General features: G+C 65.5%; 23 protein-coding genes. 12 read left to right on the forward strand and 11 right to left on the reverse strand.

Annotated elements, in window-relative coordinates:
- Nucleotides 1-81: 81 nt before the first annotated feature.
- Both P0M04_RS12620 and P0M04_RS12625 read right to left on the reverse strand, forming a co-directional pair.
- The gene (locus tag P0M04_RS12620) at nucleotides 82-1,200 is read right to left on the reverse strand and encodes a YbdK family carboxylate-amine ligase (protein WP_259450810.1); all 1,119 of its coding nucleotides are present in this window, start codon (nucleotides 1,198-1,200) and stop codon (nucleotides 82-84) included.
- Complete coding sequence (locus P0M04_RS12625; RefSeq protein ID WP_259450811.1) at nucleotides 1,190-2,380, reverse strand: cation:proton antiporter; 1,191 nt, start codon at nucleotides 2,378-2,380, stop codon at nucleotides 1,190-1,192. The genes P0M04_RS12620 and P0M04_RS12625 overlap by 11 nt, the downstream gene beginning before the upstream one ends.
- A gap of 106 nt (nucleotides 2,381-2,486) precedes the next feature.
- Here P0M04_RS12625 and P0M04_RS12630 point away from each other — a divergent pair, with 106 nt between their 5' ends.
- Complete coding sequence (locus tag P0M04_RS12630; protein WP_259450812.1) at nucleotides 2,487-3,077, forward strand: CPBP family intramembrane glutamic endopeptidase; 591 nt, start codon at nucleotides 2,487-2,489, stop codon at nucleotides 3,075-3,077.
- Here the strand turns inward: P0M04_RS12630 and P0M04_RS12635 are convergent, their stop codons facing one another.
- From P0M04_RS12635 to P0M04_RS12645, 3 genes are read right to left on the reverse strand one after another with little or no spacing between them, the layout of a single operon-like run.
- Nucleotides 3,078-4,247: a vWA domain-containing protein gene (locus P0M04_RS12635; RefSeq protein WP_259450813.1), complete on the reverse strand. Its 1,170-nt coding sequence runs from the start codon at nucleotides 4,245-4,247 to the stop codon at nucleotides 3,078-3,080.
- Between the two features lie 12 nt (nucleotides 4,248-4,259).
- Complete coding sequence (locus P0M04_RS12640; RefSeq protein ID WP_259450814.1) at nucleotides 4,260-4,847, reverse strand: GNAT family N-acetyltransferase; 588 nt, start codon at nucleotides 4,845-4,847, stop codon at nucleotides 4,260-4,262.
- Nucleotides 4,844-5,698: an AAA family ATPase gene (locus P0M04_RS12645; protein WP_056124282.1), complete on the reverse strand. Its 855-nt coding sequence runs from the start codon at nucleotides 5,696-5,698 to the stop codon at nucleotides 4,844-4,846. The genes P0M04_RS12640 and P0M04_RS12645 overlap by 4 nt, the downstream gene beginning before the upstream one ends.
- A 229-nt stretch (nucleotides 5,699-5,927) precedes the next feature.
- On the opposite strand from P0M04_RS12645, the gene P0M04_RS12650 reads away from it, so the two are divergent.
- Together P0M04_RS12650 and P0M04_RS12655 are read left to right on the forward strand one after the other, a co-directional pair.
- Nucleotides 5,928-6,266 carry a c-type cytochrome gene (locus tag P0M04_RS12650; protein WP_105376421.1) on the forward strand — a complete coding sequence of 113 codons (339 nt, stop codon included), beginning with the start codon at nucleotides 5,928-5,930 and terminating at the stop codon, nucleotides 6,264-6,266.
- Between the two features lie 10 nt (nucleotides 6,267-6,276).
- Complete coding sequence (locus P0M04_RS12655; protein WP_259450815.1) at nucleotides 6,277-6,633, forward strand: c-type cytochrome; 357 nt, start codon at nucleotides 6,277-6,279, stop codon at nucleotides 6,631-6,633.
- 73 nt (nucleotides 6,634-6,706) lie between these two features.
- Here P0M04_RS12655 and P0M04_RS12660 read toward each other — a convergent pair whose 3' ends face one another.
- The 3 genes from P0M04_RS12660 to P0M04_RS12670 form a co-directional block, all read right to left on the reverse strand.
- A complete protein-coding gene (locus tag P0M04_RS12660; protein ID WP_036238314.1) occupies nucleotides 6,707-7,132 on the reverse strand; it encodes a DUF1841 family protein in 426 nt (141 codons plus the stop codon).
- A 70-nt stretch (nucleotides 7,133-7,202) separates the two neighbouring features.
- Nucleotides 7,203-7,691, reverse strand: coding sequence for a hypothetical protein (locus P0M04_RS12665; RefSeq protein ID WP_259450816.1), 489 nt, complete (start codon nucleotides 7,689-7,691; stop codon nucleotides 7,203-7,205).
- Nucleotides 7,692-7,800: 109 nt separating this feature from the next.
- The gene (locus P0M04_RS12670) at nucleotides 7,801-8,499 is read right to left on the reverse strand and encodes an RNA pyrophosphohydrolase (RefSeq protein WP_259450817.1); all 699 of its coding nucleotides are present in this window, start codon (nucleotides 8,497-8,499) and stop codon (nucleotides 7,801-7,803) included.
- A gap of 209 nt (nucleotides 8,500-8,708) precedes the next feature.
- Here P0M04_RS12670 and P0M04_RS12675 point away from each other — a divergent pair, with 209 nt between their 5' ends.
- The gene (locus tag P0M04_RS12675) at nucleotides 8,709-10,442 is read left to right on the forward strand and encodes a proline--tRNA ligase (protein WP_259450818.1); all 1,734 of its coding nucleotides are present in this window, start codon (nucleotides 8,709-8,711) and stop codon (nucleotides 10,440-10,442) included.
- The gene (locus tag P0M04_RS12680; RefSeq protein ID WP_259450819.1) at nucleotides 10,442-11,092 is read left to right on the forward strand and encodes a lytic transglycosylase domain-containing protein; all 651 of its coding nucleotides are present in this window, start codon (nucleotides 10,442-10,444) and stop codon (nucleotides 11,090-11,092) included. The genes P0M04_RS12675 and P0M04_RS12680 overlap by 1 nt, the downstream gene beginning before the upstream one ends.
- Before the next feature lie 11 nt (nucleotides 11,093-11,103).
- Here P0M04_RS12680 and P0M04_RS12685 read toward each other — a convergent pair whose 3' ends face one another.
- The 3 genes from P0M04_RS12685 to ffh form a co-directional block, all read right to left on the reverse strand.
- Nucleotides 11,104-11,997 (reverse strand): LysR substrate-binding domain-containing protein, encoded by an 894-nt coding sequence (locus P0M04_RS12685; protein ID WP_259450820.1) that lies wholly within the window; start codon nucleotides 11,995-11,997, stop codon nucleotides 11,104-11,106.
- Between the two features lie 84 nt (nucleotides 11,998-12,081).
- Entirely contained in the window at nucleotides 12,082-12,486 is a 405-nt protein-coding gene (locus tag P0M04_RS12690) for an SWIB/MDM2 domain-containing protein (protein ID WP_160409423.1), read from the reverse strand.
- A gap of 234 nt (nucleotides 12,487-12,720) precedes the next feature.
- Complete coding sequence (gene ffh / locus P0M04_RS12695) at nucleotides 12,721-14,088, reverse strand: signal recognition particle protein (protein ID WP_036238185.1); 1,368 nt, start codon at nucleotides 14,086-14,088, stop codon at nucleotides 12,721-12,723.
- 250 nt (nucleotides 14,089-14,338) lie between these two features.
- On the opposite strand from ffh, the gene P0M04_RS12700 reads away from it, so the two are divergent.
- The 7 genes from P0M04_RS12700 to P0M04_RS12730 all read left to right on the forward strand — a co-directional run bounded on the left by P0M04_RS12700 (nucleotide 14,339) and on the right by P0M04_RS12730 (nucleotide 21,412).
- Nucleotides 14,339-15,313 carry an ABC transporter substrate-binding protein gene (locus tag P0M04_RS12700; protein WP_259450821.1) on the forward strand — a complete coding sequence of 325 codons (975 nt, stop codon included), beginning with the start codon at nucleotides 14,339-14,341 and terminating at the stop codon, nucleotides 15,311-15,313.
- 18 nt (nucleotides 15,314-15,331) lie between these two features.
- A complete protein-coding gene (locus tag P0M04_RS12705) occupies nucleotides 15,332-16,165 on the forward strand; it encodes an ABC transporter permease (protein WP_259450822.1) in 834 nt (277 codons plus the stop codon).
- Between the two features lie 2 nt (nucleotides 16,166-16,167).
- Nucleotides 16,168-16,962 (forward strand): ABC transporter ATP-binding protein, encoded by a 795-nt coding sequence (locus tag P0M04_RS12710; protein ID WP_259450823.1) that lies wholly within the window; start codon nucleotides 16,168-16,170, stop codon nucleotides 16,960-16,962.
- Nucleotides 16,963-17,140: 178 nt separating this feature from the next.
- Nucleotides 17,141-17,944 carry a cytochrome C assembly family protein gene (locus tag P0M04_RS12715; RefSeq protein ID WP_259450824.1) on the forward strand — a complete coding sequence of 268 codons (804 nt, stop codon included), beginning with the start codon at nucleotides 17,141-17,143 and terminating at the stop codon, nucleotides 17,942-17,944.
- A complete protein-coding gene (locus P0M04_RS12720) occupies nucleotides 17,941-18,240 on the forward strand; it encodes a PP0621 family protein (protein WP_259450825.1) in 300 nt (99 codons plus the stop codon). Before P0M04_RS12715 ends, P0M04_RS12720 begins: the two co-directional genes overlap by 4 nt.
- An 8-nt stretch (nucleotides 18,241-18,248) precedes the next feature.
- Nucleotides 18,249-19,976 carry a sensor histidine kinase gene (locus P0M04_RS12725; protein ID WP_259450826.1) on the forward strand — a complete coding sequence of 576 codons (1,728 nt, stop codon included), beginning with the start codon at nucleotides 18,249-18,251 and terminating at the stop codon, nucleotides 19,974-19,976.
- Nucleotides 19,977-19,978: 2 nt separating this feature from the next.
- On the forward strand, nucleotides 19,979-21,412 hold the full coding sequence (locus tag P0M04_RS12730) for a sigma-54-dependent transcriptional regulator (protein WP_259450827.1): 1,434 nt from the start codon (nucleotides 19,979-19,981) through the stop codon (nucleotides 21,410-21,412).
- Nucleotides 21,413-21,630 lie beyond the last annotated feature (218 nt).

Genomic DNA, 21,630 nt, shown 5'->3' on the forward strand with positions numbered 1-21,630 from the left:
TTCGTGTGGGTGGCAGAGGACATCCTCTGATCCTACGACGAACGGGAGACCGCCGGATCGACACGCAACATGAAAATTTTATTAGCGGCCGCGGAAACGCCGGATCGCCGCGTCGACCATGCCCTCCGTGCTGCCCTGGCGTTCGTGCTGCCCGCGCAGGAAGCTCGCGTCGCCGCCGTCGCTGGCCGTCGCGGCCAGGTGCAGCAGCGCGTCCAGGCTGCCCAGCGCCTGCGCGTGCGGCTCCATCAGGTCCAGCGTGGCGATGATGTCCTCGCGCAGCGGGAGTTGTTCATACGTCTTCGGATGCGTGATCACGCCGTCGAGGCCGAAGCGGCTGGCCTGGAAGCGGTTGTAGTTGTAGACGAGGTAGTCGTCTTCCAGCGGCGGCGCTTCCTTCCGTTCGAGCAGGTGGCGGCACAGCGCCTGCAGGTAGGCCGCGAGCGCGGCGGCCCGTTCGACGGTGAGCGGCGTGTCGCACACGCGCAGCTCGATCGTGCCGTATTCCGGCTTCGGTCTCAGGTCCCAGTAAAAATCCTTCATGCTCCTGATGATGCGCGTGCGCTCCATCTTGGCGAAGTAGACGTCGGCGAAATCGGCCCAGCTGAGCGTGAACGGGGCGCGGCCGCTGAGCGGGAAGGCCGAAACCGAATTCAGGCGCGCCGAATCGAAGCCGCTGTCGTGCCCCTGCACGAACGGCGACGACGCGGACAGGGCGATGAAATGCGGGATGTAGCGCGACAGCGCGTGCAGCAGGAACAGCGCGTCGTCGCCGCTGGCGCAGCCTATGTGCACGTGCTGGCCGAACACGGTGAACTGCTTGGCCAGGTAGCCGTACAGCGCCGACAATTCCTGGTAGCGCGGCTTGGCCGAGATGCGCTGCTCGGACCAGTGCTGGAACGGATGCGTGCCGCCGCCGGCGATGCCGATGTTCAGCACGTCGCCGGCGGCGACCAGCGTGTCGCGGATCTCCAGCAGCTCGGCCAGCAGCGTGCGGTAGTCGGTCTGCACGCTCGAATTTATCTCGATCATGCTCTCCGTGATCTCGGGCGTCACGTTGCCGGGAAACGGCTTGCGCTTCAACAGGTGCATCAGGTCGGGGCTGGCCGGCGTGAGGTCGAAGTCGGACAGGCTGACGAGCTGCAGTTCCAGCTCCACGCCGAACGTCAGCGGTGCCGAGGTGGCAAAGGGTTCAAGCGGCATGATGGGACTCCGGCGCTTCGCGCGCCCACACGAGGGCGCGCTGCAGGATGATGGGACCGAACACTTCGAGCAGCATCGTGACGGCGGCCACGGCGCGCAATTCCTCGACGACCTGCACGCCCGCGTGGCGCGCATGCTCGATCAGCAGGATCACGAACACGGACAGCGGCGTCAGCGCCACGCCGGTCAGCATACCCTTGCGCCAAGAGATGCCGGACAAGTGCGCGAACGCCGTCACGCCAGCCGTCTTGGCAATGAGGCGCACGAGCACGAGGGCGACGGCGAGCGCCGCGCCGGCCCACACGCGGCGCCAGTCGAGCGTGGACGCCGCGAACACGAACAGCACGACGGTGAGCAGCTCGCCCAGCGCGCCGAAATTGCGCTGCGCCTGGCTGAACGCGACGCGGCGGTGGCGCGCCGTCAGCCCGAACGCGAGCGCCGCGACGACGGGCGACAGGCCCAGCGCGTACGTGATCGCGACGAGCAGGATCACGGCCAGCGCGAAGGCGACGGTGGCATCCTGCGCCAGCTTGCCCAGCAGACGGAGGACGCCCGGCACGACGAGGCCGAACACGGCGCCCGTGAATGCCGAGACGCCCAGCACGACGAGGCTGTTCCACAGTGCGTCGCCGACGTCCTCGAACGTGCGGAAGATCCACAGGCCGACGGTGGCATTGAACGCGAACACGGCCAGCACGCAGTTCAGCGCGCACAGGTGCAGCGCCCGTTCCGTCACCTGGCCCGAGCTTTTCTGTTCGTTGATCACGCGGACGACGGTCGCGGGTGACGTCGCCATCGACAGCGACGCGAGCATCAGCCGGTCGATCAGCGCCGCGCCGAACGCATTCGCGACGAGGTAGACGCCGACGAACGTCAGGCCCGCTTCGACGAGGCCCGTGATGCCGATCCACGGATTCGTGCGCAGCCAGCGCAGGTTGATGCGGTAGCCCAGCTCGAACAGGATCAACCCGAACCCGACGTCCGCCAATAGCAGGGTCGTGCCGCCTTCCGGCAGCGGCAGCACGCCGAGCTGGGGCGCGGCCAGGATGAAGCCGACGAGGCCATAGAAACTGATGCGCGGCAGGCCCGTCCAGCGCTGCCCGAATTCACCGACCAGCCAGGCCAGCGTGATTGCGAAGGGCCAGGCGAGGCTGGTCAGGACAGACAGGAATTCTTGCATGCCTGCTCCTTTGCCAAAATGTTAATACTTGCGACCGATTCTACAAGAGGGATATGTGCGCACGATTACATGTAGGAATTGAGGAAGTGGCGCTTTAGAATGCCGCATGACCCAATCGATCTCCGCCCCGGCCCCGCGCCCTCCGATCCGCCTGACGGCCCAGGTGCTCACGTGCCTGATGTTCTGCCTGCTGGCGACACCCATCATCTGGTTCGGCCAGCGCGATCCGCTGGCCGCGTTCGGCGGTCCGATGGCGCCGATGTGGCAACTGCTGATCGGGCAGGGTCTTGCATTGCTGGCCGCAGTCGGCTCGTACGTCATGTTCCGCCTGACGGCGCGAGCGAAGTCGACCACCGACACGATCGCGAGCTATGCGCGCCTCGACCTGCGCGGCCTGAATCCGCTGTGGATCGCGCTGGCCGCCGCCATCGGCGAAGAGACGCTGTTCCGCGCGGCGCTGCAGCCGCTGCTGGGCATCTGGATCACGTCGCTGATCTTCGTCGTGACGCACACGCCCGCGTACCGCTTCCGCCGGCTCGACTTCGCCACGCTGGCGCAGGCGGCCGGGGTGTTCGGCGGCAGCGTCGCGCTGGGCCTGGTCTACCAGTACGTCGGCTGGATCGCGGCGGTGCTCGTGCACCTGTGGATCGACATCATCGGCCTGCTGATCGTGCGTGCCGCAGTACGCGCCCGGTGATTACTTGCTGAGCAGCCGCATCGCCCGTTCGAGCCCGTCGATCGTCACAGGGAACATGCGGTTGCCCATGATCTGCCGGATGACGGCAATCGACTGCCGGTACTGCCACAGGTGCTCCGGCTCCGGGTTCAGCCAGGCGAATTTCGGAAACGCGTGGCAGAACCGCGCCAGCCATTCGGCGCCCGCTTCGTCGTTGGCGTATTCGACGGAGCCGCCCGGCGCGAGGATCTCGTAGGGGCTCATCGTCGCGTCGCCGACGAAGATCAGGCGCGTGTCGGGCGGGTAGGTGCGCAGCACGTCCCACGTGGGAAAGCGTTCGGCGTGGCGGCGGCGGTTGTTCTTCCACAGGTGGTCGTAGACGCAGTTGTGGAAATAGTAGAACTCCATGTGCTTGAACTCGGCCTTCGCCGCCGAGAACAGTTCTTCCGTGCGCTCGATGTGGTCGTCCATCGTGCCGCCCACGTCCAGCAGCATCAGCACCTTGATGCGGTTGCGCCGCTCCGGCTGCATTTTGATGTCGAGCCAGCCGGCGTTGTTGGCGGTGGAGCGGATCGTCTCGTCCAGCGCCAGTTCGTCGGGCGCGCCCTGGCGCGCGAAGCGGCGCAGGCGGCGCAGCGCGACCTTGATGTTGCGGATGCCCAGTTCGCGCTCGCCGTCATAGTCGCGGTAGGTGCGCTGGTCCCAGACTTTCACGGCAGACCGGTTGCCGCCCTTGCCGCCGATGCGGATGCCTTCGGGATTCGTGCCGCCGTTGCCGAACGGGGACGTGCCGCCCGTGCCGATCCACTTGTTGCCGCCTTCGTGGCGCTCCTTCTGTTCCTTCAGCAGTTCCTGCAGGCGGTCCATCAGCTTGTCGTAGCCGAGCTTCTGCAGCTCTGCCTTCTGCTCCGGCGTCAGTTCGCGCTCCAGCCGCTTGATCAGCCAGTCGAGCGGAATGTCGGCCTTTGCGTCGAATACCGTCTCGATGCCTTTGAAGAAGGCGCCGAACGCGCGGTCGAACTTGTCGAAATGGGCTTCGTCCTTCACCAAGGTCAGGCGCGCGAGATAATAAAACTCGTCGAGCGACGGCGCGATCACCTGCTTCTGCAGCGCTTCCAGCAAGGTAAGGAATTCCTTGATCGAGACGGGGACCTTCGCGTCGCGCAAGGTGAAGAAGAAGTCGATCAGCATGCCGCGCCTCTTTTACTCTGCGTGGCGCGCGAGGCGATAGTGCAGGTGCGACTTGATCTCGTGCCACTCGCCGCGCACGATGCTGTACATGACCGTGTCGCGCACCGTCCCGTCGCGTCGCGGCGCATGGTGGCGCAGCACGCCGTCCTTCTTCGCACCCAGGCGCTCGATGGCGGCCTGCGACGCATAATTGAAATTATCGGTGCGCAGGCCGACGACGGCGCAGCCCAGCGTGTCGAACGCGTGCGACAGCAGCAGGAGCTTGCAGCTCGTGTTGACGTGGCTGCGCTGGCGGCTCTTCGCGTACCAGGTGTAGCCGATCTCCACGCGGTCGATCGCGGGCATGATGTCGTGGTAGCTGGTCGTGCCGATCACCGTGTCGCTGGACGCGTCGACGACGGCGAAGGCGACCCGGTTACCCATTTCCAGCGCCGTGCGGATATACGCTTCCGTATCCTGCGGCTCCGGCACGGACGTGATGCGCAGGTTCCACAGTTCGCCGTCCGCCGCCGCCGCGCGCAGGCCGTCCAGGTGGTGCAGCGCGAGCGGCTCCAGGCGCACGCCGTTGAATTCGAGGGTGACGGGATCGACGTGGATCATCGGTTGTGCCTCGCCATCGCCACCAGGCGCTCGAACAGGCTCACGTCCTGCTCGTTCTTCAGCAGGGCGCCCGCGAGCGGCGGCACGATCGTCTTGCCGTCCTGGCTGCGCAGGATCTCCGCCGGGATGTCCTCTGCCAGCAGGAGCTTCAGCCAGTCGAGGAATTCCGACGTCGACGGCTTTTTCTTCAGGCCCGGCACGTCGCGCAGTTCGTAAAAACTCTGCAGCGCGGCGGACAGCAGGTCGGCCTTCAGGGTCGGGTAGTGGACCTTGACGATTTCCGCCATCGTGTCACGGTCGGGGAATTTAATGTAGTGGAAGAAGCAGCGGCGCAGGAAGGCGTCCGGCAGATCCTTCTCGTTGTTCGACGTGATGATCACGAGGGGGCGGTGCTTCGCCACGACCATCTCGCGCGTCTCGTACACGTAGAACTCCATGCGGTCCAGTTCCCGCAGCAGGTCGTTCGGGAATTCGATGTCGGCCTTGTCGATCTCGTCGATCAGCAGCACGACCGGCTCCGGCGCCGTGAATGCCTGCCACAGCACGCCCTTGACGATGTAGTTATGAATGTCGCGCACGCGCTCGTCGCCCAGCTGCGAATCGCGCAGGCGCGAGACGGCGTCGTATTCGTACAGGCCCTGCTGGGCCTTCGTCGTGGACTTGATGTGCCACTGCAGCAGCGGCATGTCCAGCGCGGCCGCGACCTCTTCGGCCAGCATGGTCTTGCCGGTGCCGGGTTCGCCCTTGATCAGCAGGGGCCGGGCAAGGGTGAGGGCGGCGTTGACCGCCAGTTTCAGGTCGGCGGTGGCGACGTAGTTGTCGCTGCCTTCGAAGCGTCGGGGTGCGTGCATGGGCCTGACTCGGTGCTAGGGAGATGCCGACGAGTATATGCCAGAACCGCGACGCGGGCAGGGCGTCCATGCTGCGCTGCCCAATGGACTCGACTATATTCTTCGGATAGAATCGATTGGATCGTGGCAAAAATGCCATTGCAGTTGCAGTACCGGGGGTCTAGAAAACCTGCTGCCGCCGCACGGGTCGCAAGGCGCCCTATCGATTCAACCCAACGATAGGTCATCCATGAAAATTTCAACAGCATTACTCGTGCTGGCAGCCGGCGCCTCGATGGCCGGCACGGCCGGCGCAGCCGACATCGTCGGCAATCCGAAGGCAGCACCCAACAAGATCGAACAGTGTATCGGCTGCCACGGCATCCCCGAATACAAGGGCACGTTCCCTGAAGTCTATCGCGTACCGAAGATCGGCGGCCAGTCGGCGAAGTACATCGAAGCAGCGCTGCAGGCATACAAGAAAGGCGACCGCAACCACCCGTCCATGCGTGGTATCGCGGCCAGCCTGTCCGACCAGGACATCGCCGACATCGCCGCCTATTATTCGCAACAGACCCCGTCCAAGTAAGGAGCGCGCCATGAATAAACTGATCGTCGCGCTGACCCTGGGCGCCGCCTCGCTGGCCCTGTCCGGCCAGGCACTGGCTTCGGGCAATGCCGCCAACGGCGCCGAACTGGCGAAAAAATACAACTGCGCGTCCTGCCACGGCGCCGACTACAAGACCCCGATCGATCCCAGCTATCCGAAGCTGGCCGGCCAGCATGCCGACTACCTCGTGCACGCGCTGACGGCGTACAAGCGCGGCAACAAAGCCGCCAACGGCCGCAACAACCCGATCATGGCCGGCATGGCCCAGCCGTTGTCGGATCGCGACATGGCCGACATCGCCGCCTACCTGCAAAGCCTGCCTGCAGCGCTCGTCACGAAGCGCTGATCAGGCTTCGTCCAATAAAAATCCCTCGCACCGGCATGGCCGGGTCGAGGGATTTTTTTACGGGAGTGTCTGCTCAGCGCACGCGCTTGCGCACGCACTCCACGTACGCGTCGGTATCCGGCTGCGTGCCGTGGCGCTGCGCCGACCAGATCATCTCGCCCAGGCATTCCATGATGCCGTGGTGCGCCTCGTGCTCGCCCACGCGCGCGGCCAGCGCCTCGTAGGCGGCGCGGATGCCGCGCGGCTGGTCGATCGACACCTGTTCCGTGATCGACAGGTGCATCGACAGGTGCAGGAACGGATTCGGTTTGCCGCCTTCGACGGAATAGTCGCGCGCCACCGCCGCATCCGCGTCCGTCAGCTCGTCGTGGTATTCGGGATGCTGCTCGATCCAGTCGGCGGCGATGGCGTCCATCGGGGTCAGGATCTCGCCCGCGCGGCGCTTGCGCAAGGCCTCGCAGAAAAAGCGGCGGACGTCGTTGGAGGAGGGGGTGAACATGGAGAAAACCGTCGGAAAACCAGGAGGAAGGGCGTCATTGTAGCGCGATGGCGCCGGCCTCGCTGCGCGGTCAGAGATCCGGCAGGTCCAGCTCGAGCGTGCCGTGCCAGGGCACTTGCTGCCAGCGCGCGTCGAGCGCCAGCACCGCGTCGAACAGCCGCCTGCCGATATCCGCGGGGAGTGTCGGCACGCTGCGGCCGCGTCCCGTGCACGCCGTGCGCACGCCTTCGTCGAACATCGCCGCGTCGAACGTGCCGCTCCACAGCTGCGCCTGCAGGCTCTCGACGACGGCTTCCGCATGGATGGCCTGGTCGGCAAGCGCCGCGTTGCCCGGATCGTGCGCCTGTTCCATCGCGGGGCCGATGTCGGCACCCGCTGCGATCATGCCGTAGAAGGCGTGGCACCAGCCGAGCGTGGACTCGACGACGTAGTGCACGAGGTCGTGCGGCAGGATGCCCTGGCGCGGCATCGCGCAGCCGGTCGTGCTGCCGTCGCGGCGCACGCAGAGAAGGTCGTCGTATTTATCGGTGCGGCCGCGGCGGGTGGCGATCAGTTTCATAAGAGAGAAACTTTAACAAAATTGAAACATTAAACGTAAAAAAGGCAAAGACAACCGCTCGCACGGCTGCTTTGCCTTTGTTGCGTTGCTTCTGCGCTACTCGCGCCGGTCACTCCTTGCGCGTCACACCCTGTTGCGCCAACACCATCTTGGAGCTGCCGGCCGCGTCGGCGATGGCCTTGCTGGCCACCGCCACCGCCTTGCTGCTGGCGTTGGCGTTGGCGTTCGCGGCATTCGCCGCCGGCTTGCTGCCACCGTTGCCATTGCCGCCCTGGCTGCGCCGCTCGTGCGGCTGGCGCAGGTAGCGCGAGCTGTGGCGGCGTTCGCCGTTCGCGGGCCACGTGATGAAACGCGACAGTTCCTGCAGGGCGCGCTGGTACACGTCGCGCTTGAATTCGATGACCACGTCCAGCGGGACCCAGTAATCGTGCCAGCGCCAGGCGTCGAACTCGGGATGGTCGGTCAGGCGCAGGTTGACGTCGTTGTCGCGTGCCACCATACGCAGCAGGAACCAGATCTGCTTCTGGCCGCGGTAGTGACCGCGCACTTCGCGCTTGATGAAGTGGTCGGGCACTTCATAGCGCAGCCAGTCGCGGGTCCGGCCCACGATCTTGACGTGCTCCTGGCGCAGGCCGATTTCTTCCTCGAGCTCGCGGTACATCGCCTGTTCCGGCGTCTCGCCGTATTTGATACCCCCTTGCGGAAATTGCCAAGAATGCTCACGCACCCGCTTGCCCCACCACACCTCGTTGTTGGCGTTCAGCAGGATGATGCCGACGTTGGGGCGAAACCCTTCACGATCGAGCATAATTCACCTCGAAACTTTCTGCCGGCTGATCCCTCTTACTTACGTTTTTACCTAGCAATCCAGATACGTCTGTCGCGCAACCTGCACAGGAACAACAGCATGCACCACGTGTTTAGGACCCATTTGTATAAAGATTGGATGCATCAGCCAGCTAATCCTTTAAAATTAGGTCGATTATAACCCTCTCTTTTTAAAAAGAATTCACCGATATGCGCGCCTCACGATTTTTTATTTCAACGCTCAAAGAAGCGCCCTCCGACGCCGAGATCGTCAGCCATAAACTGATGATGCGCGCCGGGATGATCAAGCGACTCGGCTCCGGCATCTACACGTACATGCCGCTGGGCCTGCGTGTGATTCGCAAGGTCGAGGGCATCATCCGCGAAGAGATGAACAAGGCAGGCGCGATCGAACTCCTGATGCCGCTGGTGCAACCGGCCGAGCTGTGGCAGGAGACGGGCCGCTGGGACAAGATGGGGCCGGAACTGCTGCGCCTCAAGGATCGCCACGGCCGCGACTTCGCGCTGCAGCCGACCTCGGAAGAAGTCGTGACCGACGTCGTGCGCACCGAAGTCAAGTCGTACCGCCAGCTGCCGTTGAATTTTTATCACATCCAGACCAAGTTCCGCGACGAGCGCCGTCCCCGTTTCGGCCTGATGCGCGGCCGCGAATTCACGATGAAGGACGCGTACTCGTTCGACCGTGACGTCGAAGGCATGCAGAAGTCCTACCAGACGATGTTCGACGCCTACGTCAGCATCTTCAACCGCTTCGGCCTGAAGTTCCGCGCGGTGGCGGCCGACAACGGCGCCATCGGCGGCACGGGCTCGCACGAATTCCACGTGATCGCCAGCACCGGCGAGGACGCGCTGGTCTACTGCCCGAACTCCGATTTCGCCGCCAACATGGAAGCGGCCGAGGCGCTGCCGCTGATCGCCCAGCGCGGCGCCGCGACGCAGCCGCTGACGAAAGTCTCCACGCCGAAGACGACCAAGTGCGAAGACGTCGCCAAGCTGCTGGGCATCGGCCTAGACCAGACCGTCAAGTCGATCGCGCTGACGGTCGAGAACGACGTCGACGGCAGGCAGGTCAAGGAAAACTGGCTGCTGCTGCTGCGCGGCGACCATGAACTGAACGAAGTCAAGGTCACGAAAGTGCCGGGCCTGAAGGACTTCCGCTTCGCCAGCGAAGCCGAGATCCTGGAAGCCTACGGCACCGTGCCGGGCTACCTGGGTCCGATCGGCACGAAGCAGCCGGTGAAAGTCGTGGCCGACCGCACCGTCGCCAACATGGCCGATTTCGTGTGCGGCGCCAACGAGGCCGAGTACCACCTGACCGGCGCCAACTGGGGCCGCGACGTGGCCGAACCTCTCGTCGCCGACCTGCGCAACGTCGTCGAAGGCGATGCTTCGCCGGACGGCAAGGGCCAGCTCGCGATCGAGCGCGGCATCGAAGTGGGCCACGTGTTCCAGCTGGGTACCGCGTACTCCGCCGCGATGAACTGCGTCTACCTGGACGAGAAGGGCCAGCCGGCGCCGATGCAGATGGGCTGCTACGGCATCGGCGTGACCCGCATCCTGGGCGCCGCCATCGAACAGAACTTCGACGACAAGGGCATCATCTGGCCGGACGCCATCGCGCCGTTCGAGCTGGTGCTGTGCCCGATGGGCTATGACCGCAGCGATCTGGTGAAGACCGAAACCGATCGCCTGTATGCCGAGCTGCAGGCAGCCGGCGTGGACGTCATCGTCGATGACCGCGGCCTGCGTCCGGGCGCCATGTTCGCCGACTGGGAACTGGTCGGCGTGCCGCACCGCGTCGTGATCGGCGAGCGTGGCCTCAAGGAAGGCAACCTGGAATACCAGGGTCGCCGCGATGCCGAAGCGACCGCCGTTCCCGCCGCGGACATGGTCGGCTTCATCAAGGGCAAGCTGGGCAAGTGATGGCACGACGGTTGATTGGCCGGGCAGCAGCCCGGCTCGGCCCGGTCTTGCTCGCCGCTGCACTGATGAGCAGCGGCGCGGCGCAGGCCGGCAACCAGAAAGAAGAAGCGCTTGCCGATTCGGTCCGGCTCGCGCTCGAAAACGCCATCCGCGATGGCCGGCCGCCCAAGCCGGCCTTCCGCGACGAGGTCGCGCGCGTCCGTTACCAGCAATGGTTCGACGCGATGTCGGCGCGGCTCAAGCGCCGCCTGCCGGACGACCAGACGCGCACGGAATTCCTCGAGATCGCGTGGTACGAAGCGACGCGCGCGGGCCTCGATCCGGGGCTCGTGCTGGGCCTGATCCAGGTCGAGTCGGCGTACCGCAAGTACGCCGTGTCGATGGTCGGCGCGCGCGGCTACATGCAGGTGATGCCGTTCTGGACGAAGGTGATCGGCGATTCGAACCGCCGCGCGCTGTTCGACATGCAGACGAACCTGCGCTACGGCTGCTCGATCCTGCGCATGTACATCGACATGGAAGGCGGCAACCTGTATCTCGCCCTCGGCCGCTACAACGGCAGCCGCGGCAAGCCCGAGTATCCGAATGCGGTGCTCGCGGCGTGGAAGAACTGGGAATTCAAGCAGGGCTTGATGGTGTCCAGCCGCTGATTTTTCTCACCCTACGCCCTGATTTCCTCGATCAGCTGCTGCGCATGCCGCGGCAGCCCCTCGAAGCTGCGCATGCACAGCGACAGCTGGCGCACCGCCCACGCGTCGGCCAGCTCCAGCACGGCGATGTCCATCGTGCGGGCGCAGCGCCGCGCGGCCGGTTCGGACACCAGGCCGATCCCGACCCCGCTCTCCACCATCCGGCACACGGCGTCGAAGCTGCGCAGGCGCACGCGTGCGCGCAACGTGCGGCCGGCGCGTTCGGCCAGCTGGCTCAGGTAGCGGAACAGGGCGCTGTCGCCCGTCAGCGTGACGTGGTCGAAATCGACGAGGCGCGCGAACGTCACCGCTTGTCCCTCCTGCGTGACGAGCGTGCGCGCCAATGCCGGCTGTGCGACGGCCACGATGCGGTCGGTGCAGAACGGGAAGGTCTCGAGGCCGGACAGGTCGACCGTGTCGGCCACGATGCCGAGGTCCGCGCCGCCTTCGCGCACCGCGCGCGCGATGTCGCTGGAGGTGCGTTCTTCCAGGTCGATGTCGACGTCCGGATGGCGCGCCATGAAGCCGGCCAGCCGCTCCGGCAGATATTCCGACAGCGCCGCCGTATTGCACAGCAGCCGGATCTGGCCCTTGAGGCCCGCCGCGTGCTCGCCCAGTTCCGCGCGCAGGCGCGCCAGTTGCTGGAACACGAGGCGGGCGTGGCGCTGCAGGGCGAGGCCCGCGGCCGTCGGCTGCACGCCGCGCCGGCCGCGCACGAGCAGGGGCACGCCCAGCGTTTCTTCCATGTGCTGGATACGCTCGCTCGCGGACGCCAGCGCCAGGTGGGCGCGCCGGCTGCCGGCCGTGATGCTGCCGGCGTCCAGCACGTGCAGGAACAGCTGCAGGTCGACCAGGTCGAATCTCATATGAGGCATGTCATGCAAAGCAAAAAGCCCCGGCTCGCCGGGGCTTTTTATATCGGGGCCAGTGGGGCAACCAGCCGGATGTTCTTATTTGAGGTGATCCGAGATCAGCTTGGTCATTTCGAACATCGATACCTGCGCCTTGCCACCGAAGACGGCTTTCAGCTTGTCGTCGGCGTTGATCATGCGGCGGTTGGCCGCGTCCTGCAGGTTTTGCGCCTTGATGTAATCCCAGACCTTCTTGGTCACTTCCGTGCGCGGCAGCGGTTTCGCGCCGACGACGGCGGCCAGCGTTGCGGACGGGGTCATCTCTTTCATGAAAGCGGCGTTGGGCTTGCGTGCCGCGGCAGGCTTCTTTGCTGCTGCGGTTGCTTTCGGTGCTGCTGCTTTGGCAGGAGCTGCTGCCTTTTTCGCTGCCGGCTTTGCCGCCGCAGCAGGCTTGGCAGCGGCTTTCTTCGCGGGCGCTGCGGTGGTTTTTTTGGCTGTTGCCATCTTCGAGCCTCCTAAACGGAACACATGGAAATTTGCGCGTGAGCGCACCCGGCTTATATTGGTAGGGTTTTAGTGTTCGTGCAAGTCTTTTTCGAAATTTTTTCACTCTTACAAGCCCTAAAACAGCCCGTTGTGTTACCCGGGCCTCTCTAGAGCGAAAAAACAGGCATCCCAAGTACAAAAAAGCCGTGCGGGACGGTGGTCGCGCACGGCTTTTTAGAGATGGATCAATGATCAGCGCATACCTGGCATCATGCCCTTCATCCCGCGCATCATCTTCATCAGGCCGCCGCCCTTGAGCTTCTTCATCATCGTGTTCATCTGCTCGTACTGGGTCAGCATGCGGTTCACTTCCTGCACCTGCACGCCGGCACCGGCCGCGATGCGGCGCTTGCGGTTGGCCTTGATCAGTTCCGGCTTGGCGCGCTCGAGCGGCGTCATCGAATCGATGATGCCGCACATGCGGCGCACCTGTTTTTCAGCTTGGTCCATGTTGGCGCCGCTCGCGGCCTGCTGGAACTGGGCCGGCAGTTTGTCGAGCAGGCCGGCCATGCCGCCCATCTTCTTCATCTGCGCGAGCTGGGCGCGGAAGTCGTTCATGTCGAACTTGCCGCCCGACTTGATCTTGTTGGCCATGTCGGCCGCGGCCTTCATGTCCACGCCCTTGCGCGCTTCCTCGACCAGCGCGAGGATGTCGCCCATGCCCAGCACGCGGTTGGCCATACGGGCCGGATCGAAGGCTTCCAGGCCGTCCAGCTTTTCCGACACGCCGGCGAACTTGATCGGCTTGCCCGTCACGTGGCGCACGGACAGCGCCGCGCCGCCGCGCGAATCGCCGTCGAGCTTCGTCAGGATCACGCCGGTCAGCGGCAGCGCGTCGTTGAAGGCTTTCGCCGTGTTGATCGCGTCCTGGCCGACCATGGCGTCGACGACGAACAGCGTCTCGATCGGGTTCGCGGCCGCGTGCACGGCGGCGATCTCCTGCATCATCGCCTCGTCGATGGCCAGGCGGCCGGCCGTGTCGATGATGACGACGTCGTGATAGTGCTTCTTCGCCCAGTCGATCGCGTTCTTCGCGATGTCGACCGGCTTGTCGCTGGCGGTGGACGGGAAGAAGTCGGCGCCGACCTGCTTCGTCACCGATTCCAGCTGCGCGATTGCGGCGGGGCGGTAGACGTCGGCGGAGACAGTCAGGACCTTTTTCTTCTTCTCTTCCTTCAGGTACTTGGCGAGCTTGCCGGTGGTGGTCGTTTTACCGACACCCTGCAGGCCGGCCATCAGGATCACGGCCGGCGGCTGCTGCGCGAACGACAGCTGCGACGCGTCCGGACCGAGGTCGGCGCCCATCAGCGCGCCCAGTTCCTTCTGCACGACGCCGACGAGGGCCTGGCCCGGCGACAGCGAGCCGATGACTTCCTCGCCCAGTGCCTTTTCCTTCACTTTGGCGATGAATTCGCGCACGGCCGGCAGCGCGACGTCGGCCTCGAGCAGCGCCAGGCGCACTTCGCGCAGCATCTCTGCGGTGTTCGCCTCGGTGAGGCGGGCCTCGCCACGCATCGTCTTGACGACCTTGGCAAGGCGTTGTGTCAGGTTATCCAGCATGTTCTACCTTTTGTACTGATATATATAAGCGGCGGGCGCGCAACACGCCATTTTACCCCATGTCGGGGCGGGTTTTCCCCGGTCAAGACCCCAATTCAGCCATTCGCAACGCGTCCAGTCAACCTATCGATTTGATTCTTGGTAAAACCTGATTGGGCGGTTTGACAATGTATTGCTTCGAGTTTATGTTCCAGAGGCGTCACGCAGTTCATTCCAATAAAAGTTCTACCCCCAATCGGAGAGACAGGCAATGAAAGCACACGTGTTCGGCAAGACCCTCGCCATCGCCGCGCTGCTGGCCGCGAGCGGCGCCCAGGCGCAGGACGTGGTCCGCCTCGGCAACCTCAAGTTCGCGCACTACGGCGCGGTGTCATATATCAAGGAGATCGCGCCCAAGTGCGGGATCAAGGTCGAGGAGCGCATCTTCGCGAAGGGCCTGGACGTGATGCAGGCCATCATCGCGGGCGAGCTCGACGTCGGCACGACGGCGTCCGAGGCCGCGATCTCGGGCCGCGCCGGCGGTGCCCCGATCTATGTCGTGGCCGGCTTCGCGAAGGGCGGCGCCCGGCTCGTCGCGCGGGCGGACGCCAACGTCAAGAGCGTGAAGGACCTGAAGGGCAAGAAGGTGGGCGTGACGCGCGGCGGCATCCAGGAAGTGCTCCTGATGGCCGAGCTGCAGAAGGCGGGCCTCACCGCCGACGCGGCGCCCGGCAAGGACGTGCAGATCATCTACCTGGCGTACGCCGATCTCAACCAGGCGCTGCTGGGCAAGAACATCGACGTCATGATGCAATCCGAGCCCCAGTCGTCGCAGGCGATCAACAAGGGCTTCGGCGTCGAGGTGCTGAAACCGTACGACACGCCGATCGGCGAACCGGTGCGGACGATGGTCATGACCGAGAAATTCCACGACACGAAGCGCCCGGTGGCCGAGAAATTCATGCGCTGCTTCGTGATGGCCACGAGCGCCTTCATCCGCGACCGCGCGCTGGCCGAGAAATACGTGCGCGAAGTCGTGTTCAAGGGTCAGATCACGAAGGACGACTTCGACGACGCGATCAGCAATTCGCCCTATACCTACGACATCACGCCGGAACACATCCAGACGACCACCGACATCATGGTCAAGACGGGCGTCGGCCGGATGGCCAAGCCGCCGGTGGCGAAGGACTGGGTCAAGACCGATCTGCTGGATGAGGCGAAAAAGAGCCTGAACATCAAGTAAACCACGCGAGGAGCGGAGATGGTGAAACGCAGGTGGCAGGACATCGCGATCGGCCTGGTCGTGCCGGTCGTCGCGATCGCGATCTGGCAGTGGGTGGCGAGCATGGGATGGGTCAACGGGAACGTCCTGCCGTCCCCGCTGCAGGTCTGGCACAAGTGGATCGCGTACCTGCTGCCGCTGCAGGACTACCCGGCCTGGCACGAGGCCAACGGCGGCGGGCGGCTCGCGTGGATGGTTTCCGGCGAATTGATCACCGACGCCATCGGCAGCATGTACCGCGTGATCGTCGGCTTCCTCGTCGGCGCCGCGCTGGCGCTGCCGATCGGCCTCGCCATGGGCGCGAGCCGCATCGCGTATGCCTGGCTGAATCCGTTGTTCCAGCTGCTGCGCCCTATCCCGCCCATCGCCTACATCCCGATGTCGATGCTGTGGTTCGGCCTCGGCAACCCCCCGGCCTTCTTCCTGATCGCGCTGGGCGCCTTCTTCCCGGTGCTGATGAATACCATCGCGGGCGTGCGCCAGGTCGACGGCATCTATTTGCGCGCGGCGCGCAACCTGGGCGCGAGCGGGCCGACGATGTTCCTGCGCGTGATCCTGCCGGCGGCCGTGCCGTACATCCTGACCGGCATGCGCATCGGCATCGGCACGGCGTTCATCGTCGTGATCGTGGCCGAGATGATCGCCGTGAACAACGGGCTCGGTTTCCGCATCTCGGAGGCGCGCGAGTACTTCTGGTCGGACAAGATCATCGCCGGCATGATCACGATCGGCCTCCTTGGCCTCGCCATCGACGCCGGGATGAACAAGCTGAACAACTATCTGCTGCGCTGGCACCGCGGCCTGGAGCACTGAACATGACTGCGCACATCGTCATCGACAACGTCAGTAAAGTGTTCGACGGCGACGGCCGCCGCATGGTCGCGCTGCAGGACATCTCGCTCGAAATCCCGCACGGGCAGTTCGTCTGTCTGCTGGGACCGTCCGGCTGCGGCAAGTCGACCCTGCTGAACGCCATCGCCGGCTTCGCGCCGCCCACGTCGGGCAGGGTGCTGGCCGACGGCGTGCCCGTCGCCGGCCCCGGGCCGGAGCGGGGCATGGTCTTCCAGGAATATGCGCTGTTCCCGTGGATGACGGTGGAGCAGAACGTCGGCTTCGGCCTGGAGATCAAGGGCATGCCGCGCGCCCAGATCGCCGCGCGCGTGGGTGAGCTCCTGAAACTTCTGTCGCTCGAGGATTTCGCGAAGCGCTATCCGAAGGACCTGTCCGGCGGCATGCGCCAGCGCGTGGCGATCGCGCGCGTGCTGGCGCTGGATTCGCCGATCCTGCTGATGGACGAACCGTTCGGCGCGCTCGACGCCCTCACGCGGCGCAACCTGCAGGACGAGTTGCTGCGCCTGTGGGCCGAGTTGAGGAAGACCGTCATCTTCGTCACGCACAGCATCGAGGAAGCGATCTACCTCGCCGATCGCATCGTCGTGATGACGTACCGGCCGGGCACGATCAAGCGCGACATCCTCGTCGACCTGCCGCGCCTGCGCGATCCGGCCGCGCCCGAGTTCAATGCGCTCAAGCGGGAACTGGGGCTCATGGTGATGGAGGAGCAGCAGCGCCATCACGATGCCGAAATCAAGGCGGCTGCGGTCGACTGAGCCACGTAACTTGAAACGTCGTTCCCGCGAAGGCGGGAACCTAATTTGCGTGAACAGCCGTAACCAAAGCTTGTGGTCCGCGACGAACTTGGGTTCCCGCCTGCGCGGGAACGACGGGTTCAGGTTATCCCTTTGACAACCCAACCTTCCCCCTGTCGGATGGTGTAGACTCGCGCGTATGCAACTCACCCTATTCATCGCCGCGGCAATCCTGTACGCGGTATGTGCCCTGCTGCCGTCGCGGCAGGGCTCGGCCATTTCGGCCGTCACCGCCGTGGCCTGGGCCGTGCACGGCGCCGCGCTGTGGCCGGACATCGTGTCGAACGGCACCTTGCGCGTCGGCTTTGCCTTCATGCTGTCGGCCGCGCTGTGGATTTCCGTCGCCGCCTACTGGATCGAAAACCGCAACTTCGCGCTGGACGGCATGCGCCGCATGGTCATGCCGTGCGCGGCCGTCGCGGCGATCCTGCCGCCGCTGTTCCCCGGCAACCTGATGCCCGTGCAGGCCCAGTCGCCCGCGTTCGGCTGGCACGTCGCGGTTGCCGTGTCGGCGTACAGCACCCTCACGATCGCCGCGTTCCACGCCGTGCTGATGGCGCTGCAGGAGGCGCGTCTGCATACGAAGAGCGCGAAGCAGGGCTGGTTCACCGGCGCGCTCGACCAGTTGCCGGCGCTGCTGACGATGGAGCGGCTGCTGTTCCGCATGATCGGCATCGGTTTCATCCTGCTCAGTCTCACCGTCCTGTCGGGCATCGTGTTCTCCGAACAGCTGTTCGGCCGCGCGCTGCGCTGGGACCATAAAAACTTTTTCGCGCTGCTGTCGTGGGTGTTGTTCGCCGCGCTGCTGGCCGGACGCCGCTGGCGCGGCTGGCGCGGCAAGACCGCGCTGCGCTTCACGCTGGCGGGATTCGCCACGCTGGCGCTGGCTTACGTCGGCAGCCGGTTCGTTTTCGAAGTCGTTCTGCACCGGGGGTTCGTATGACGCGACTGCTTTTCTGGATTGCGCTCGTCATCCTCGTGGTGGCCGCCATCCGCAGCAAACTGCGCGCCGCGATGACGCGCGCACAAGGCCCCGCAGTCAATCCGGCCTCCGGGCCGGCGCCGGCATCCAGCGGCGGGGACACCAGGGCGTGGCGCCGCGTCGAGGACCAGTCCGAGACGATGCTGTGCTGCGCCCATTGCGGCGTCTATTTCCCGGCGTCGGAAGCCGTGCGGGCCGATGGCCGCGATTATTGCGGCACGGCGCACGCGCGCGAGGCGCACCAGCAGGCCCGGTAAGCCGCCGCATGGCGAGCCGGCTTTCCCTTTCCGCCGAGTCGCGCTCGACGTTCTGGCGCTCGCTGCAAACGCTGACGGTCACGCGCATCGTGATCGCGTTCGTGCTGCTGCTGTACCTGTCGATCGACGTGCGGCGCGGACGCGTCGACGGTACCGCGTATGCCGAGACGTGCATCGTCTACGTGCTCGCCGCGCTGCTGTTCGCGGTCGTCGCCCAGCGCTGGCGGCGGCGCTTCCTGTGGCAGTTGTCGGCCCAGGTCATCGTCGACATCGTCGCGATCTCGCTGCTGTACCTTGCCGCCGGCGGCATGCGCAGCGGCCTCGCGCTGCTGTACCTGTTCCCGCTGGCGGGCGCCGCGATCCTCGCGCCGCTGGTGCTGGCCCTGTTCTCGGCCGCGCTGGCCACGCTGTTCGTGCTGGGCGAGAGCGCCTGGGTGATCTTCGTGCGCGCGGACGAGCCGCCCTTGACCCAGGCCGGGCTCACCGGCGCCGCGTTCTTCGCGGTGGTGCTGGTGGTGAACCGCCTGGCCGCGCGTCTCATCAAGCAGGAGGAGCTGGCCGCGCGGCGCGGCGCCGACCTGCGCATCCAGCAGGCGATCTACCGCATCGTCGTCGATGACGTGGATGACGGCATCCTCGTGCTGGGACGCGACGGCACCGTCTTCGGCGGCAATCCGGCGGCGCGCCGCATGCTCGGCCTGGAGATGCAGCCGGGCGAGGACGGTAACACCTTCCGGCTGACCGACGTGCCGGCGCTGGAGCCGGTGGCACAGCGTTTCACGGACTGGGTCGGCCGCTGCATGGACGCGCCGGCGGCGGTGACGGGCGGCTTCGTCACCGTCAAGCGCTGGCACGAGACGGACGGTCCGGTGCGCGGCCGCCTCGACCAGCCGGTGCACCTGAAGCTGCGCTTCGCGCGCGTGGACACGCCGGAGGGCACGGCCGAGCGCAGCCTCGTCTTCCTGCAGGACGTGAGTGCCATCGAAAACCAGGCGCAGCAACTCAAGCTCGCATCGATGGGCCGTCTGACGGCCAGCATCGCGCACGAGGTGAGGAATCCGCTGTCGGCGATCGGGCATGCGACGTCACTGTTGGCGGAGGACATGCACGGCCAGGCGGAGACACGCCTGCTGCGCATCGTGAACGACAACGTGGCGCGCGTGAACCGCATGGTCGAGGACATCCTGAAACTGTCGCGCAAGGTGCAGCCGAACGGCACGCCCGTGGCGCTGGACGACTTCCTGCCCGAGCTGCGCGCCGAGTTCACGGAAATGCACGACATGGCCGGTGATATAGTGTGGGTGGGCGATGCGGGCGGGCGGTCCGTGCGTTTCGACGGCCTGCACCTGCGCGAAGTGCTCGTGAATCTGCTCGGCAACGCGATCCGCTACGCGAGCGGCAAGCCGGCCAGCATCCGCGTGGTGCCGGTGCTCGATGCGACGGGCCGCATGGAATTGCACGTGCAGGACGACGGCCCCGGGATCACGCCGGAAGTGCGCGCGCATTTGTTCGAACCGTTCTACACGACGTCGAGCAAGGGCACGGGCCTGGGCCTGTACCTGGCGCGCGAGCTGTGCCTGAACAACGGCGCGAGGCTCGACTACGAATACCGCACCGAGGACGTGCGGCCCGGCGCGCCCGACGGCATGGGCGAGGCCAGCGGCCGCTTCGTGATCACGTTCGCCGCCTCGTCCGGGCAAGACAATACTATTAGAGACGACGTCACGGAAAGATAGGCATGAGCTCACCCCGCATCCTGGTGGTCGACGACGAACCCGACCTGCGCGAGCTGCTCGAGATCACCCTGCTCAAGATGGGGCTCGACGTGGACAGCGCCGCGACCGTCCGCGAGGCGCGTACGCTGCTGGGACAAAAGTCGTTTGCGCTGGTGCTGACCGACATGCGCCTGCCCGACGGCCTGGGCCTGGAGCTCGTGCGCGAGGTGGCGGCCAATCACAAAAGCACGCCCATCGCCGTGATCACCGCGTACGGCAGCGCCGAGAATGCCGTCGTGGCGCTGAAGGCCGGCGCGTTCGACTACGTGTCGAAGCCCGTCGTGCTGGACGACCTGCGTGCGATGGTGCGCGCGGCATTGAAACTGTCCGAGCCGGCGGCCGCGCCGGCCGCCAGCCAGGCCGGAGAAACGTCGCGCCTGATCGGGCAATCGCCCGCGATGCAGGCGCTGCGTGCCCAGATCGCGCGGCTGGCCCGCTCGCAGGCGCCGATCGCCATCAACGGCGAATCCGGGAGCGGCAAGGAACTGGCCGCGCGCGAAATCCACGCCCAGGGCGCGCGCGCGGGCAAACCGTTCGTCGCCGTGAACTGCGGCGCGATTCCCGAGGCGCTGATGGAGGCCGAGTTCTTCGGCTACCGCAAGGGCGCGTTCACGGGCGCGAACGACGAACGCGACGGCTTCTTCCAGGCCGCCAACGGCGGCACCCTGATGCTCGACGAGGTGGCCGACCTGCCGCTCGCGATGCAGGTGAAACTGCTGCGCGCGATCCAGGAGCGGCGCGTGCGCAAGATCGGCGCCACGGTCGAGGAACCGGTCGATGTGCGCATCATCAGCGCCACGCACAAGGATCTCGCGAAGTGTGTGGAAAACGGCAGCTTCCGCCAGGACCTGTTCTACCGCCTGAACGTCATCGAACTGACGTTGCCGCCACTGCGCGAGCGCCTGGACGATCTGCCGCTGCTGGTGGACGCCATCCTCGCGCGCCTGGCCGGGCCGGGCGGGGCGAGACTGGGTCCCGGCGTGCTGGAAGCGTTGCGCGGCTATGCGTTCCCGGGCAACGTGCGCGAGCTGGAAAACGTGCTGGAGCGCGCGCTCGCGTTTGCCGACGACGGCGTGATCGAGGCGGGCGACCTGCTGCTGAAGGGCGCGAAGCTGGGCGACGCGGCCGTCGTGCCGCCGCCGCCGCAGACGCCAGTGAGCGCGGCACCGGAGCCGAAATTGGAGCTGGAGCAGGCCGCGCCGCCGCCGCAGCTGGCCGACGATGCGCTGCCGAGCAACCTGCCGGACTACCTGAGCCAGGTCGAGCGCGACATCATCCTGCGCGCGCTGAACCAGACCCAGTTCAACCGTACGCAGGCCGCCAGCCTGCTCGGCATCAGTGTCCGGCAGCTGCGCTACCAGATGCAGAAACTGGACATCCACGCGCCGGAGCCTTAAACCTGCGTGGTCTTTTCGCCAACGCAGCAACGCCAAATGGGCCGATTTTGCACGATTAATAAGCACACGAATTCGCGCTACAAATTCAATGTTAGTGCTTACTTCGCCGTGGAGGCTTCAGGTATCGGCACTGATCGATGTCAAGAAAAAAATCTTACTCGCAGAGCTCATAAAAATCGCGGACATCGACTACAATTAGGTCTGTAAGGCCGTTGTCT

It is taken from the genome of Telluria mixta, assembly GCF_029223865.1.
Lineage (GTDB): Bacteria > Pseudomonadota > Gammaproteobacteria > Burkholderiales > Burkholderiaceae_D > Telluria > Telluria mixta.